This is a genomic window from Streptomyces sp. Edi4 (assembly GCF_040253615.1).
GTDB lineage: Bacteria > Actinomycetota > Actinomycetes > Streptomycetales > Streptomycetaceae > Streptomyces.
In genome coordinates this window covers 3,347,095-3,361,787 of sequence record NZ_JBEJGY010000004.1, presented here as the reverse complement: position 1 = coordinate 3,361,787, position 14,693 = coordinate 3,347,095, and the positions used below count along the sequence as shown (strand labels likewise).

At 72.1% G+C, this 14,693-nt stretch carries 12 protein-coding genes; 7 read left to right on the top strand and 5 right to left on the bottom strand.

Annotation, left to right across the window (positions count from 1 at the left end; all coding sequences use genetic code 11):
• Window positions 1-727 precede the first annotated feature (727 nt).
• A complete protein-coding gene (locus tag ABR738_RS17245; RefSeq protein WP_350230867.1) occupies window positions 728-2,158 on the top strand; it encodes a hypothetical protein in 1,431 nt (476 codons plus the stop codon).
• Window positions 2,159-2,811: 653 nt separating this feature from the next.
• On the opposite strand, the gene ABR738_RS17240 is transcribed toward ABR738_RS17245, so the two are convergent.
• Together ABR738_RS17240 and ABR738_RS17235 are read right to left on the bottom strand one after the other, a co-directional pair.
• Complete coding sequence (locus ABR738_RS17240; protein ID WP_350230866.1) at window positions 2,812-3,057, bottom strand: DUF7848 domain-containing protein; 246 nt, start codon at window positions 3,055-3,057, stop codon at window positions 2,812-2,814.
• Window positions 3,045-3,287, bottom strand: a complete 243-nt coding sequence (locus ABR738_RS17235) for a hypothetical protein (RefSeq protein WP_350230865.1) — start codon at window positions 3,285-3,287, stop codon at window positions 3,045-3,047. The genes ABR738_RS17240 and ABR738_RS17235 overlap by 13 nt, the downstream gene beginning before the upstream one ends.
• A gap of 280 nt (window positions 3,288-3,567) precedes the next feature.
• On the opposite strand from ABR738_RS17235, the gene ABR738_RS17230 reads away from it, so the two are divergent.
• Together ABR738_RS17230 and ABR738_RS17225 are read left to right on the top strand one after the other, a co-directional pair.
• Entirely contained in the window at window positions 3,568-4,287 is a 720-nt protein-coding gene (locus ABR738_RS17230) for a DUF5919 domain-containing protein (RefSeq protein WP_350234619.1), read from the top strand.
• Window positions 4,288-4,289: 2 nt separating this feature from the next.
• Entirely contained in the window at window positions 4,290-4,760 is a 471-nt protein-coding gene (locus ABR738_RS17225; RefSeq protein WP_350230864.1) for an NUDIX domain-containing protein, read from the top strand.
• 64 nt (window positions 4,761-4,824) lie between these two features.
• Here the strand turns inward: ABR738_RS17225 and ABR738_RS17220 are convergent, their stop codons facing one another.
• Window positions 4,825-5,310 (bottom strand): GNAT family N-acetyltransferase, encoded by a 486-nt coding sequence (locus ABR738_RS17220; RefSeq protein WP_350230863.1) that lies wholly within the window; start codon window positions 5,308-5,310, stop codon window positions 4,825-4,827.
• A 59-nt stretch (window positions 5,311-5,369) separates the two neighbouring features.
• Between ABR738_RS17220 and ABR738_RS17215 the strand changes: the two genes are divergently transcribed.
• On the top strand, window positions 5,370-6,173 hold the full coding sequence (locus ABR738_RS17215) for an exodeoxyribonuclease III (RefSeq protein WP_350230862.1): 804 nt from the start codon (window positions 5,370-5,372) through the stop codon (window positions 6,171-6,173).
• A gap of 102 nt (window positions 6,174-6,275) precedes the next feature.
• On the opposite strand, the gene ABR738_RS17210 is transcribed toward ABR738_RS17215, so the two are convergent.
• Window positions 6,276-6,902, bottom strand: a complete 627-nt coding sequence (locus ABR738_RS17210) for a MerR family transcriptional regulator (protein WP_350234618.1) — start codon at window positions 6,900-6,902, stop codon at window positions 6,276-6,278.
• 312 nt (window positions 6,903-7,214) lie between these two features.
• On the opposite strand from ABR738_RS17210, the gene ABR738_RS17205 reads away from it, so the two are divergent.
• The 3 genes from ABR738_RS17205 to ABR738_RS17195 are packed head-to-tail and all read left to right on the top strand — an operon-like array spanning window position 7,215 to window position 10,665.
• A complete protein-coding gene (locus tag ABR738_RS17205; protein ID WP_350230861.1) occupies window positions 7,215-8,834 on the top strand; it encodes a flavin-containing monooxygenase in 1,620 nt (539 codons plus the stop codon).
• The gene (locus ABR738_RS17200; protein ID WP_350230860.1) at window positions 8,831-9,793 is read left to right on the top strand and encodes an alpha/beta fold hydrolase; all 963 of its coding nucleotides are present in this window, start codon (window positions 8,831-8,833) and stop codon (window positions 9,791-9,793) included. The genes ABR738_RS17205 and ABR738_RS17200 overlap by 4 nt, the downstream gene beginning before the upstream one ends.
• Window positions 9,790-10,665, top strand: a complete 876-nt coding sequence (locus ABR738_RS17195; protein WP_350230859.1) for an SDR family oxidoreductase — start codon at window positions 9,790-9,792, stop codon at window positions 10,663-10,665. The genes ABR738_RS17200 and ABR738_RS17195 overlap by 4 nt, the downstream gene beginning before the upstream one ends.
• Before the next feature lie 401 nt (window positions 10,666-11,066).
• Here ABR738_RS17195 and ABR738_RS17190 read toward each other — a convergent pair whose 3' ends face one another.
• Window positions 11,067-14,672, bottom strand: a complete 3,606-nt coding sequence (locus tag ABR738_RS17190) for a S41 family peptidase (protein WP_350230858.1) — start codon at window positions 14,670-14,672, stop codon at window positions 11,067-11,069.
• Between the last annotated feature and the right edge of the window lie 21 nt (window positions 14,673-14,693).

Sequence of the window (14,693 nt, the reverse complement as noted above, 5' to 3'; positions counted from 1 at the left end):
CGTGTCGCCCCGGCGGCGCGTTACACCCCGGGGTGCGAAAGGGCGGGGGAAGGCGGGCTGTACTGGCGGGGCGGAGTCCGCGCGCTGGGGCGTCGACGCGGCTTCAGCGGTGCGTTCGTATGACCTCTGCGACGCTCCCCGCTCGCGCGGCGGCGTGTCGATCATCGGTCACGTCGCGGCTCGGCGCCAGGGGCGGCCGTCTCCGGGTGTCAGGTACCCCCGACGAGAAGGCCCCGCCGACGGTCGTGGCCCCCGAGCCGCTTGCGGCAGATGCGTATGAAATATGGAATCAGCTGATTCATGCGCGAAAAGCTGCGTCCGGGCTGTTTCGGTTACTCGGTGCGTTAGTCAATGCGAAGTAAAGAATTGTGATGCCTCGCGGTCCGACGAGGGAGGTTCGGCGGGCTCGGCCGCGCCTCACCATGGCCGGAAGCTCTTCCTCGAAACGCCTTCTTCCGGGGGGTGTTCGGCATGTCGTGACGATCCCGATCGGCTGGAATCGGTTGCCGGCCGTGCGGAATCTCGGGCCGGGGCCGCCCTGTTCCGGCGAGGGGAAACTGTTGACCTGCGGCGTTGGCATTGCGTTTGATGCGCTCACTTGTGTCATTTCTGTGTTGTTCCTGTGGGGGGAGCGTCAGTGCGGGGTGTGGACGGCCGACGTGCCGTGAGACGGAGACCGAGCCGTGGGGTGGCGGTGCGGCAAGCGGTGTTGGCCGTGGTGTCGGGGTTGTTGTTCGCCACGGCCCAGCCCTTGGCGGCCGTCGCGGACTCGGCGGCTCCGGGTGAGGGCGCCGCGTCGAACAGCGCCCGTTCCGGTCAGGGGGAGACGCCGGAGTCGCTGGCCGTCGCCGAGGCCAGACGTAGCGGACGGGATGTGAACGTCCCCTCGCTGGAGAACGAGACGAGCGAGGTGGTGGCCAAGCCGGACGGCCGCCTGGCCGCAACGGTTCACACCAAGCCGGTGCGCACCCGTAAGGCGGGTGCCTGGCGCGACATCGACACCACTCTGCACACCACCGGCGGCGGGACGATCGCCCCGGTGGCCACCGTGACGGACCTGGAGTTCTCCGGCGGCGGTACGCGGCCGCTGGTGCGGATGTCCAGCGCGGGCAAGGAACTGAAGCTGACCTGGCCGACCCCGCTGCCCGCGCCGGTGGTCAGCGGGAACACCGCCGAATACCGTTCGATCCTGCCGGACGTCGATCTGCGGATGACCGCCACCGACTCCGGGTTCACGCAGCTGATCGTGGTCAAGACGCCGGAGGCGGCCAAGAACCCGCAACTGGACCAGCTGAAGCTCGGGATGACCAGCGCGGACCTGACGGTGCGCAAGGAGACGGACGGCTCCTTGTCCCTCGTCGACAAGGCGGCCGGCGGCACGGTGTTCCAGGCTCCCAAGCCGATGATGTTCGACTCGTCGCCGGGCCTGGCCGACGGTTCGGGGATGCCCGCGCAAGCGCCCGCCCAGCCGAAGCAAGCCCCGGCCGCACCCAAACAGGCCCCCACCGCACCCAAGCACGCCCTGGCCGCCGTTGAGGCGGCCGCCGCTCCCTCGACCCACGCGGCACCCGTGGAGGTGGCGGTACCGAAGGACCAGAAGTCGCTCGTCCTGACCCCGGACCAGAAGCTCCTCGACGCGCCCGACACCGTGTTCCCGGTGATGATCGACCCGGATGTCCGCGCGCCCCGCGCGGCGGGCTGGGCCGGGATCTCCCGGTACTGGGACACCCAGTCGTTCTGGAAGTTCTCCGGAGACTTCGGCATGGGGTACTGCGGCGACCAGGGCCGGTGCGTGCCGGCCGACGTGAAGCGGGTGCTGTACTCGATCCCCGTGCAGGGCCAGGCGTTCGTCGGCAAGCACATCCAGGACGTCAAGTTCCGGGCCTGGGAGGCACACGCCTGGAGCTGTACCCCGCAGCCGGTCGACCTGTTCGTGACGGGCGGCATCAACTCCCGTACCACGTGGAGCAATTCCAGCGGGGTGGGATCCTCCTCGTTCTGGAAGGAATATCTGGCGACCCGGAACGACGCACGCGGCCCAGCGTCTTCGACCCCACCGACACCTCCAAGGCGCCCAGCACCACCCCTGCGGCCACTCCCCGCACCACGAGCACCGTCTACACCCCGGCCACCGGACGGCCCACCAAGATCGCGGTGACCGGCCCGCCCGCGACCGTCGGCAACGCGGCCACGGCCCAGACCACCACGTCCTACCTCGACCTGATGCGCGGGCTGCCCTTCATCAGCACCGACGCCAACAACCTGCGCACCGACCTCGAATACGACGCGCTCGGGCGTCCGTCGAAGATGTGGCTGCCCAACCGGTCCAAGGTGAACAACCAGTCGCCGAACCTCCAGTTGCGCTACACCAACGACGACAACGCGATTCAGTCGGTGGCCGCCCTCACGCTGAACAACGACGGTTCGTCCGACACCAGTTACACCCTGTTCGACGGCCTCGGCCGGGTCCGCCAGACACAGTCGCCGGGACCCGACGGCGGTCGCCTGCTGACCGACACGTTCTACGACGAGCGCGGCCAGGTCCGCCTCGCGTACGCCCCGTACCACAACACATCGGCGCCCACCGGCACCCTGTTCACGGTGGTGGACGCGGACGGCATCGAGACGCAGACCGCCACGGAGTACGACGGATGGCCGTGCTCAGAGGTTTCACAATCATGGTCACGGCACGAACGGGGGGCCGTCCCTGCCGGGGCTGACGAGGACGGGGGAGCCTCGAAGGGATGCGCCTGGCAGGGACGGGAGCGGGGGTGGGTCAGCGCGGTGCGGCGCCTGGACGAGCGAGGCGGGTCACGTCTGGCGCCAGGTCCGCCAGGGGCGGGTGATGGTCTCCCGGTAGGTGTGGTGCGACGGGTTCTGGCCGCAGTGCCGCAGGACCCAGTCCTGTGGGTCGGCGAAGTCCTCGCTTGTCGGGGACGTCTCGCCGTCAACGGCGCACTGCATCGCGTACAGGACCGGCTCCGCGTCCGGCTCGCGGTCGGGCTGGAGCGTCCAGGTCTCGTAGCGCAGGACCGAGCGCGGGGTCACCGTCCCCACCTCCGGTTGGCCACGGCCACCTTCGCGCTCAACTCCTCCGTCGGAGTCGGCGAACGTACGTCCTCGGGCGGCACGTCCCATTCCTGGCCACCGCGCGGCGGCCGAAGCTGCACGTACGTCCCCACATGGCCCATCACCACGCCCACCTTGCCGTTCCGCCGGTCGACCACCAGGGCGCCGACATCGGGCGGGACGGTGTGCCCGTCGGTATCGGGGGTGCGGGCCGTCATCGTGACCTCCCCGGCAAGGCGGTCCGCGACCGGGCATCCAGTCGTACGGCCGGAACACAAGTGGTGGTGCACTTAGGCACGTTGACACTCCTCAGCGGCGTGAACCGTGCCCGGGCATTATTGGTGCCGCACGGTCGGCACCGATCTTCCCGCCGGTCGCCGGGACGAAGGAACCTCCGCCAAACCCCACTTCGGGACGTCCCGCACCCTGTAGAACGTCCCTGGTGCCGTCCTGAGACGAAGGGTGAGACTCGTGCCGAACGAGAGACTACGAGCCGTCATGGCGGCGGGAGGCTGGACGTACGCCGCACTCGCTCAGCAGGTCGAGGTCGACCCCAAGTCGGTCGAGCGCTGGGTGAACCTCGGGCGTATCCCACGCAGTGCCACCGCCCTCCAGGCGGCCAAGGCCCTGGGAGAAGACGTGCACGCACTCTGGCCGGCGCTCCGCCAGGCCCGCCCCGCCCGCGCCATCAGCCCCGAACTGGTCGCGCTCTACCAACAGCGGGCCGACATCCCCGTCTCGACGTTCACCGACCTCTTGACCCAGGCCCGGGAACGGATCGACATCCTCGTCTACGCGGCCGTCTTCCTCCACGAGGCTTACCCGAGGCTGAACGAACTCCTCACCGAACGCGCCTCCCAAGGCTGCACCGTCCGCATCGCGATCGGGGACCCCGACAGCGGCACCATCCAAGCCCGCGGCCAGGAGGAGAGGTTCGGCCACGGCATCGAATCCCGCTGCCGCCTCGCACTCATGCACTACAGACCGCTGGCCGGCACCCTCGGCATCGAAGTCCGCACCCACGTAACCACGCTTTACAACTCCCTCTACCGCGCCGACGACCAGCAGCTCGTCAACGCCCATGTCTGGGGCGTCAACGCCTACGCCGCCCCGGTGTGGCATCTTCGCCGACACGAGACAGGCGGCTTGTTCGGCACCTACGCCGAGAGCTTCGACGCGGTGTGGGCGACGGCAACTCCCGTACGAGAGGGAGGCTGACCGTGGCCCGCACCGAGTACTACGACGACCCGAACGCCCCCGAGCCGAACAGCATGGTCGTCGCCGCATCCGCCGTCGTCACCGACGGCCACGGGCGCATCCTCCTCCAGCGCCGCCGCGACAACGACCTATGGGCCCTGCCCGGAGGCGGCATGGACCTCACCGACTCCCTGCCAGGCACGGCCGTCCGCGAGGTCAAGGAAGAGACCGGCCTCGACGTCGAGATCACCGGCCTGGTCGGCACCTACACCGACCCGAAACACATCATCGCCTACACCGACGGCGAGGTCCGCCGCCAGTTCAACGTCTGCTTCACCGCCCGCATCACCGGAGGGCGATTGCAAATCTCCGACGAGTCCACCGAACTCCGGTTCGTGCCACCGGAAGAGATCGAGCAGCTGCCCATGCATCACACCCAACAGCTCAGGCTCCAGCACTTCCTGGAACAGCGCGAAAAGCCGTACCTGGGCTGAACCGCCTGACGGCGGTTGCGACGGCAACACCGCGGTACGTCCGACGGGCAGTGCCTGGGGCGGGTCAGGGATTGCGCAGCGGCTTCGCGAAGCAGCGGCTGGATTCGTAGGTGCGGTAGTGGCCGAACTTTTCGCACGGTTCGTAGCCCGTCGACATGTACAGGGCTATCGCCTCCGGCTGCTTGTCGCCGGTTTCCAGGACCATGCGGGTGCGGCCGGCCGCGCGGGCGTCGGCTTCCAGGGTGGCCAGGATGCGGCGGGCCAGGCCTTGGCCACGGGCCTCGGGGATGACGTACATCCGCTTCAGCTCCGCGTCGCCGTCGCGGTAGTTCTCCTCGTTCGCCTCCTGGCCGCGCCAGCCGCCGGTCGCCACCGGGCGGTCCTCGGCGTCGTATGCGATCAAGTACAGGCCGCGCGGCGGCAGGAACATCGTGGGCTCAAGGAACGTGGCGTCGCCGCCGTCCCCGTACCGCTCGATGTATTCGAGCTGCACCTGGTCGTTGAGCTTCAGCGCGTCGGGGTGATCGTACGAGAGGCGGCGGATATTCATGCGCTAGATCGTACTTCTATGCGGGCGGGGTGGGTCCCGCGGGTCGGTAGGGTGCCGGGATGCTCACTGTTACCTCTGTGAATGTAAACGGGCTCCGGGCCGCCGCCAAGAAGGGCTTCGTGGAATGGCTCAGGGGCAGCGAGGCCGACGTCGTCTGCCTGCAAGAAGTGCGGGCCGAGCCCCACCAGCTGCCCGCCGAGGCCGGGGCGCCCGAGGGCTGGTTCGCCGTGCACGCCCCCGCCGCCGCCAAGGGCCGCGCCGGTGTGTCGCTGCTCACCCGGCGCGAGCCCGACCGGGTCCGTACGGGGTTCGGGAGCGCGGAGTTCGACGGCAGTGGACGGTACGTCGAGGCGGACCTGCCCGGCGTGACCGTGGCCTCCCTCTATCTGCCCTCCGGCGAGGTCGGCACCGAGCGGCAGGACGAGAAGGTCCGCTTCATGGCCGAGTTCATCGCATACCTCAAGGAACTGCGGGTGCGGGCCGCCGCCGACGGGCGTGAGGTCGTCGTCTGCGGGGACTGGAACATCGCCCACCAGGAGGCCGACCTCAAGAACTGGAAGGGCAACAAGAAGAACTCCGGCTTCCTGCCCGAGGAGCGGGAGTGGATGACCCGGGTCTTCGACGCCACCGACGGCGGGTACGTCGATGTCGTGCGCGCTCTGCACCCCGGCGTCGAGGGCCCGTACTCGTGGTGGTCCTACCGGGGGCGCGCCTTCGACAACGACACGGGCTGGCGCATCGACTACCAGGTCGCCACGGCCGGGCTCGCCGAACGCGCGGTCAAGGCGTACGTCGAACGGGTGGCGACGCACGGGGAGCGGTGGAGCGACCACGCGCCGGTGACGGTGGTGTACGACCTGTAGGCCCGGCTCAACCCGGGGGCGGGCACCCAAAAAAGCGCCATCCGGCCCCCGCGCCCCGGCCCCCCGGCACCTCGGCCCCCGCGCCGCGTCACCTCCGCGCCCCTACTCCTCCCGCTCTCCCGACAGCCGCCGGTCCAGCGCCAAGGACAGTTCCGCGTCCACCACCGCCTTCGCCAGCGGGCGCAGCCGCTCCGTGTCCTGCGGTGACGCGTGGGTGCGCAGGAGGTCGGTGAACAGCGCGGCCAGCGCGTCCGCGTGCTCACGGACCTCGCGGCCCGCCGCCAGGACCGCGGCCAGCGGTACGCCCTCGCGCACCAGGGACGCCGAGACGTCCAGCAGGCGGCGGCTGATGTGGACGATCTCCTCGCCCGACACCGCGAGGTAGCCGAGGTCGAGCGCGGCCGCCAGGTTCTCCGGGGTGACCTGGCCCGCGAAGTGGTCCGCCAGCGCTTCCGGCGTCAGGCGCACCGGGGTCTCCTCGGTGGGTTCGACCAGGCCGAGCGCTTCGCCCGCGTTGCGGCCCGACTCGAACGCCGAGGTCAGGTCGGCGATGCCGGAGAGGGTGTGGCCGCGTTCCAGGAGTGCGGTGATGGTCCGCAGGCGCGCCAGGTGGTGGTCGTCGTACCAGGCGATCCGGCCCTCGCGGCGGGGTGGCGGGATCAGGCCGCGCTCGCGGTAGAAGCGCAGGGTGCGTTCGGTGATGCCGGCTTCCCGGGCCAGCTCCGACATGCGGTACTCGCGGGTGCCGTGGACGCCGTCCCGTCCCGCCGCCCCGCTGTCGCGCCCGCTGTGCGTGCTGTGGGTGCCCTTACGCGCCTGGTCGTCTGCCACGCGGCTCAGCCTATGCGCTGGGCGTACGCCGCCGACCGCCCCCAAGTTCCGGCATCCCGGCCCGCCTCGTGGGCCGGGACGCCCACCCGTACGTACCCCCGGTAACTTTCGCGGCCGCCCCCCTACCGCTCGGTATGTGTCTGCTCTACTCTCCCAACAGTGCCAGTGATTGCTGGCAGTATTGAGGGAACCGATCGTGGAGGCAGTGGCATGGCCCAGCACGAGGACGAGCACGGACATGAGGCCGCACCCGGGCGGGCGGCCGGGCGCGGGGACCGGCGCGAGCACGTGCGGGTCGCGGTGGTCGGGTCGGGGTTCGGCGGGCTCGGCGCGGCGGTCCGGCTGCGGCGCGAGGGGATCACCGACTTCGTCGTCCTGGAGCGGGCCGGATCCGTCGGCGGCACCTGGCGCGACAACAGCTACCCCGGGTGCGCCTGCGACGTACCCTCGCACCTCTACTCCTTCTCCTTCGCGCCCAACCCCGACTGGCCCCGCACCTTCTCGGGCCAGCGGCACATCCGCGCCTACCTGGAGCACGTCGCCGACACCTTCGGGCTGCGCCCGCACATCCGCCTCGACCACGAGGTGACGATGATGCGCTGGGACGCCGAACGGCTGTGGTGGGAGATCGAGATCGCGGGCGGCGCCTCGCTCACCGCCGACGTCGTCGTCTCCGCCACCGGGCCGCTCTCCGACCCCAAGATGCCGGAGATACCCGGGCTCGGCACTTTCCCCGGCAAGGTGTTCCACTCCGCGCGCTGGGACCACGACTACGACCTGCGCGGCAAGCGCGTCGCCATGGTCGGTACGGGTGCCTCGGCCATCCAGATCGTGCCCGCCATCCAGCCCGAGGTCGCGCGCCTCACCCTCTTCCAGCGGACGCCGCCGTGGGTCATGCCGCGCATGGACCGCGCGATCAGCGGCGCCGAACGCTGGCTGCACCGCCGGCTGCCCCTCACCGGCGCCGCGCGGCGCGGACTCCTCTGGGGCATACGGGAGTTGCAGGTCAGCGCGTTCACCAAGCGGCCCAACGAACTCGGGCTCGTCGAGTCCATAGCCAAGGGGAACATGGCGCGCGCCATCAAGGACCCGGCCCTGCGCGCCAAGCTGACGCCCGACTACCGCATCGGCTGCAAGCGGATCCTGCTCTCCAGCTCGTACTACCCGGCGCTCGCCCGGCACAACGTGGACGTGGTCGCCTCCGGGCTCGCCGAGGTGCGCGGCTCCACCCTGGTGGCGGCCGACGGCACCGAGAGCGAGGTCGACGCGATCATCTTCGGCACCGGGTTCCACGTCACCGACATGCCGATCGCGGACCGCGTCGTGGGCGCCGAGGGGCACACGCTCGCCGAGTCGTGGAAGGACGGCATGCAGTCGCTGCGCGGCGCGACGGCGGCCGGGTTCCCCAACTGGATGACCATCATCGGGCCCAACACCGGCCTCGGGAACTCCTCCATGATCCTCATGATCGAGTCCCAACTCGCCTATATGGCCGACTACTTGAGGCAGCTGAACGTGCTGGGCGGGCGGGCCGCGCTCACCCCGCGCCCCTCCGCCGTCGGCGCCTGGAACCGGCGGGTGCAGGAGCGCATGAAGCGCACCGTGTGGAACACCGGCGGCTGCACCAGCTGGTACCTCGACGCGGCCGGCCGCAACACCACCGTCTGGCCGGGCACCACCAGTGAGTTCCGCCGCGCGACGCGTGAGGTCGATCTGGGCGAGTACGAGGTCGTACGGGCCCGGGCCGCCGGGACGGAAACCGGGGCCGGGGCTGAATCCTCGGGGGCCTCGGGGGCCGGCGTCGCAGGCGCGACGGCGGTGTCCGCGTGAGCCGGGCCGGCGCCGGGGCCGTCCGGCGCGGGGTGTACGCCCCGCCCCTGCCCGACCGCGTCCTGACCGCACACTCCGCCGACGGCACCCCGCTCCACGTCGAGGTGCACGGGCCCGCCGGCGCGCCCGCCGTCGTCCTCGCGCACGGCTGGACGTGTTCGACGGCGTTCTGGGCGGCGCAGATCCGCGCGCTGGCCGGCGAGTGCCGGGTCATCGCCTACGACCAGCGCGGGCACGGGCGGACCGCCGCCGCCGAGGTCTGCTCCGCCGACGCGCTCGCCGACGACCTCGAAGCGGTGCTCGACGCGGCGCTCGCACCCGGCGAGCGTGCGGTGCTCGCCGGGCACTCCATGGGCGGCATGACGCTCATGGCCGCCGCCGGGCGCCCGGGCCCGCGCGAGCACGCCGCCGCCGTCCTGCTGTGCAGCACCGGCGCCTCGCGTCTGGTGGCCGAGTCGCGGGTGGTGCCCCTGCGCGCCGGGCGGCTGCGGACCGCGCTGACCGGGCGCGTCCTTTCCTCCGGCGCGCCGCTCGGGCCGGTCACACCGCTCGCCAAGAAGGTCCTGCGATACGCCACGATGGGGCCGGGCGCGGCCCCGGACAAGGTCGAGGCGTGCGCCAGGATCGTGCACGCCTGCCCGCGCGGGGTGCGTCAGGCCTGGTCCCAGGTGCTGGCCGAGCTCGAAGTGAGCGCGTCCGTGCGGGAGTTGGCGGTGCCCACGGCCGTGGTGGTGGGCGAGGTGGACCGGCTCACGCCGCCCGTGCACGCGCGGCGGATCGCGGACGCGCTGCCCGACTGCCGCTCGCTCGACGTGCTCACCGGCGTCGGGCACATGACGCCCATCGAGGCGTCCGAGTTCATCACCGGGAAGATCCGCGCGCTGGTGGCCGCGCATCTGGCCGCGCCGGCCGCCCCGGGTTCGTTCGCCGCCGTCGACGCCGAGGAGAGTGCCGTATGAGCAGGGCCGTACTGGAAGGGCAGGTCGCCGTCGTCACGGGCGCGGCCCGGGGGGTCGGCGAACTCCTCGCGCGCAAGTTGTCCGCGCGCGGGGCGAGGGTCGCGCTTGTCGGGCTCGAACCCGATGAGCTGAAGCGGGTCGCGGCGCGGCTCGGCACCGACGCGGAGTCCTGGTACGCGGACGTCACCGACCACGAGGCGATGGCGCGGGTCGCGGCCGAGGTCAAGCAGCGGTTCGGCAAGGTGGACATCGTCGTCGCCAACGCGGGGGTCGCCTCCGGGGGGCCGTTCGTCGACTCCGACCCCGACGCGTGGCGCCGGGTCATCGAGGTCAACCTCATCGGAGGGGCGGTCACCGCGCGGGCCTTCCTGCCCGTCCTGATGGAGTCGCGCGGCTACTTCCTCCAGATCGCCTCGCTCGCGGCGATCACGCCGGCGCCGATGATGACGGCGTACTGCGCGTCGAAGTCCGGGGTCGAGGCGTTCGCGCACAGCCTGCGGGCGGAGGTCGGCTACAAGGGGGTGCGGGTGGGGGTCGGGTACCTGTCGTGGACCGACACCGACATGGTGCGCGGGGCGGACCAGGACGACGTGATGCGTGAGCTGCGCTCGCGGCTGCCGTGGCCGTCGAACCGGACGTATCCGCTCGGGCCGGCCGTCGATCGCATCGTCGCCGGGATCGAGCGGCGGTCCTCGCATGTGTACGCGCAGTGGTGGCTGCGGGGGATGCAGTCCGTGCGTGGATATCTGCCCGGGGTGATCGGGGCCGTGGGGGCGCGGGAGATGCGGCGCTTCGAGCCGAGGCTGGGGTCGGTGGGGCGGGGGTTGGTCGGGGCGGGGGGTGCGGCGGACGAGCGCCGCGGGCAGGTTTAGCGATGGGGTGCGGGCCCCCTTCGACCCCGCCAAGCGGCGCGGGGTTGGCCCGACCCTGCCAGGGGCGCGGGGAACTGCGCGCTCAGCCCAGCACGGTCCGCAGCAGGGGTCCCTGGGGCTCCGCCCCAGACCCCGTTCGCGCTGAAGGCGCTCGTCCTCAATCGCCGGACGGGCTGAGGGTGCCGGTGTGGGCCAGCGCCAAGTAGTTAGGGGCGCGGGGAACTGCGCGATCAGCCACGCACGGTCCGCAGCAGGGGTCCCTGGGGCTCCGCCCCAGACCCCGTTCGCGCTGAAGGCGCTCGTCCTCAATCGCCGGACGGGCTGAGGGTGCCGGTGTGGGCCAGCGCCAAGTAGTTAGGGGCGCGGGGAACTGCGCGATCAGCCACGCACGGGTCGCCGGGTCAAGGGCGGGACGGTCTTGGGGGGAGTGGGGGGCGGCGGCGGGTCGGGGTGGTGGTGTAGCCGGGTGGGGTGGACGCGGGGCGGGTGGTCAGGAGGTCCAGGGCCAGCTGGACCGCGTCGTCCAGCTGGGCATGGCGACCCTCCGCCCAGTCCAGCGGGGTGCGCAGGATCTCCAGATCCGGCTCCACCCCGTGGTTCTCCACGGACCACCCGTACGCGTCGAACCACGCCGCGTTCATCGGCACGGTGATGACGGAGCCGTCCCCCAGCGTGTGGCGGCCCGTCATCCCCACCACCCCGCCCCACGTGCGCTGGCCCACCACCGGCCCCAGTTTCAGGAGCCGGAACGCCGCCGTGATCATGTCGCCGTCCGAGGACGTCGCCTCGTCGGCGAGGGCGACCACCGGACCCCGGGGCGAGTTGGAGGCGTACGACACCGCCTGCGCGTCCCGCGTCAGGTCCCAGCCGAGGATGCGCCGGGTCAGCTTCTCCACCACCAGCTCGCTGATGTGCCCGCCCGCGTTGCCCCGTACGTCCACGATCAGGGCGGGGCGGCTGACCTCCAGGCGCAGGTCGCGGTTGAACTGGGCCCAGCCCGAGCCGCCCATGTCGGGGATGTGCAGATAGCCGCACTTGCCGCCGCTCAACTCCCGTACCACCTCACGGCGTTTGGCCACCCAGTCCTGGTAGCGCAGGGGCCGCTCGTCGACCAGCGGAACCACCGCGACCCGGCGCGACCTGCCCTCGCTGCCCGCCGGACGGAAGGTCAGCTCGACCGTCGTGCCGCCCGCGCCCGCGAGCAGGGGATAGGGCCCGGCCACCGGATCGACGGGACGGCCGTCCACATGGGTGAGGACCGCGCCCTCGCGGATGCCCGCGCCCGCGAGCGGTGAGCGCGCCTTGGAGTCGGACGAGTCGCCGGGCAGGATCCGCCGGACGACCCAACTCCCCTCCCGGCACACGAGGTTGGCGCCGAGCAGACCCTGGGCCCGCTGGTAGTGCGGAGGGCCCTCGTTGCGCCGCGCGGCCGTGACGTACGCGTGGGAGGTGCCGAGCTCGCCCAGCACCTCGCGCAGCAGATCGCCGAACTCGTCCGGGGACGCGACCCGTTCCACCAGCGGCCGGTACTGGTCCAGCACGTCCGGCCAGTCGATGCCGCACATCTTCGGGTCCCAGAAGTAGGAGCGGATGATGCGGCCCGCCTCGTCGAACGCCTGGCGCCACTCCGACCCCGGATCGACCTCGTGCAGGATGCGCCGCAGGTCCAGATAGACCGTCGAGTCGTTGTCGCCCGGCTCGGTGGCCGGCACCGCGCGCAGCTCGCCCTCGTCGACCACCACGAGACGGCTGGCGTCGCCGCTGATCGCGAAGTGGTCGAGGTGGTCGACCAGTTCGGTCCTGCGGGCCTTGGAGATGTTGAAGTGCTCAAGGGTGGGGCGGCCAGAGGTGTCGGCCGGGTTGGCGAAGGTCTCGCCGAGTGCGCCCGAGATGGGCCAGCGCAGCCACACCAGACCGCCTCCGGCGACCGGGCGCAGCGCCGAGTACTTCGACGCGGACACCGGGAACGGCGTGACCCGGCTCTCCAGACCCTCCATCTCCACCGTCACGGTGGCGTCGCCCGAGTCGTCCAGCGGGTCCAGGCCGCCCGCCGCGGGCCGCCCGTCCGGGGAGAGCGCGAACGGGGAGGGCGTCGCCGAGTTGAGCGGTACGAGGTAGGGGCGGCAGCCCAGCGGGAAGGAGAGGTCACCGGTGTGCACGTCGTACACCGGGTCGAAGCCGCGCCAGGACAGGAACGCCAGATAGCGGCCGTCGCTGGTGAACACCGGATTCTCGTCCTCGAAGCGGCCGTTGGTGACGTCGACGACGGTGTGCGGGCCGGGGCCCGCGATCCGGGCCATCTTGATCTGCCGCAGGGAGCGTCCGATGCCGGGGTGCGACCAGGTCAGCCACGCCCCGTCGGGCGAGAAGGCGAGGTCGCGGACAGGTCCGTTGACGGAACGGATCAGCTCCGTCACCTCGCCCTCGCCGGTCACGGTGGCGGACGCGGGCGGCACGGCCGCGGCGCCCGAGCCGGGGGGACTGCCCGCCGCCCCGGCACCGGAGCCCGCCCCGGCACCGGAGCCCGCCCCGGCACCGGAGCCCGCCCCGGCACCGGAGCCCGCGTCGTCCTGGCCTGGGTCCGCCTGGCCCGCATGCGTTCGGCCCGCGTCCGCGCTCGATCCCGGCGCGTCCCCTCGCGCGCCCGCGCCGGAGTCCGCGGCGCCACCCCGGTCGTCCGTCGCCCCGCCCGGTTCTGGGTCCGACTCCGGCTCCGGCTCCGTATAGCGGCGCAGCCGTGTCGCGCCGGTCGGTTCCGCGACGGCCGCCGCCTCCTCCGCCACGTCGAGGAGCAGGAGCCGGCCGTCGTTGGAGGCGATCGCCAGGCGTTCGCCCTGCGGGTCGGAGACCATCTCCTGCACCCGGCCGAGGCGCCCCGCCGCGAGGCGGCGCGGGCGGCGCTCGCCGCTGGCGCGCGGCAGGAAGGCGATCTCCACCGCGTCCTCGCCGTCCGCGTCCGTGATGTAGGCGACCTGGCCGCCGCTGCCCAGCATCTCGGGCAGCCGCACCCGTACGCCGGGGGTGTCGGCGATGGTGCGCGCGGGCCCGTCGCGATGGGTGAGCCAGTACAGACTGCCGCGCACCACGACGGCGCTGGCCCGTCCCGTGGTGTCCACGGCCAGCGCGTCCACGTGGTTGGCGGCCGGGACCTGATAGGTGCGCCGCCCGGCGCGCGGCCCGCCCAGGCGTACGTCGAGTTTGCGCGGCACCGAGTCGGGGGTGAGCGCGTCCACGATCCACAGGTCGCCCGCGCACTGGTAGACCACCCGGCGGCCGTCGCTGGAGGCGTGCCGGGCGTAGAAGGCGTCGTGGTCGGTGTGGCGGGTCAGATCGCTGCCGTCGGGCCGGCAGGAGTACAGGTTGGCGACGCCCTCGTGGTCGGAGAGGAAGGCGATGCGGCCGTCCACGAACATGGGCGAGTCCAGATGGCCGCCGATGTCGGCGAGCAGCCGCTCGCCATGCAGCCACAGACGACCGGTGGCGCCGCCCCGGTAGCGCTTCCAGGCGGCCGGTTCGTGCGGCGGCTTCCCGGTGAGCAGCAGGGTGCGGCGCTCGCCCGCCAGGTCGGCGACGGCGATGTCGGAGACCGGGCCCCAGGGCAGCTTGCCGCCGGGGCAGCCGTCGGTGTGCAGGCTGTAGGCCCAGGAGAAGTACGAGAACGGCTGCCCGTGCGAGGACACCGCGAGGATGTGCCCGTCCGGCGACCAGCCGCAGACCCGGGCGTCGGATGAGCCCCAGTAGGTGAGCCGGCGCGCCGGTCCGCCGTCCACCGGCGCGAGGTGGATCTCCGGATCGAGGCTGCGCCAGGTCGTGTACGCGATGTGGCGGCCGTCGGGCGAGAAGCGCGGATGGCCGACCTTGGTGCGGTCGACGGTGACCCGCCAGGCGCGCGAGGGGCTGTGCCCGGCCGGCACCAGCGGGGCGACCCAGAGGTCGTCCTCGGCGGCGAAGCAGAGCAAGTCGTCGTGCAGATGCGGGAACCTGAGGTACGCGGCGTCGTCACTCACCCCCCAATGCTTTCCGCGGGG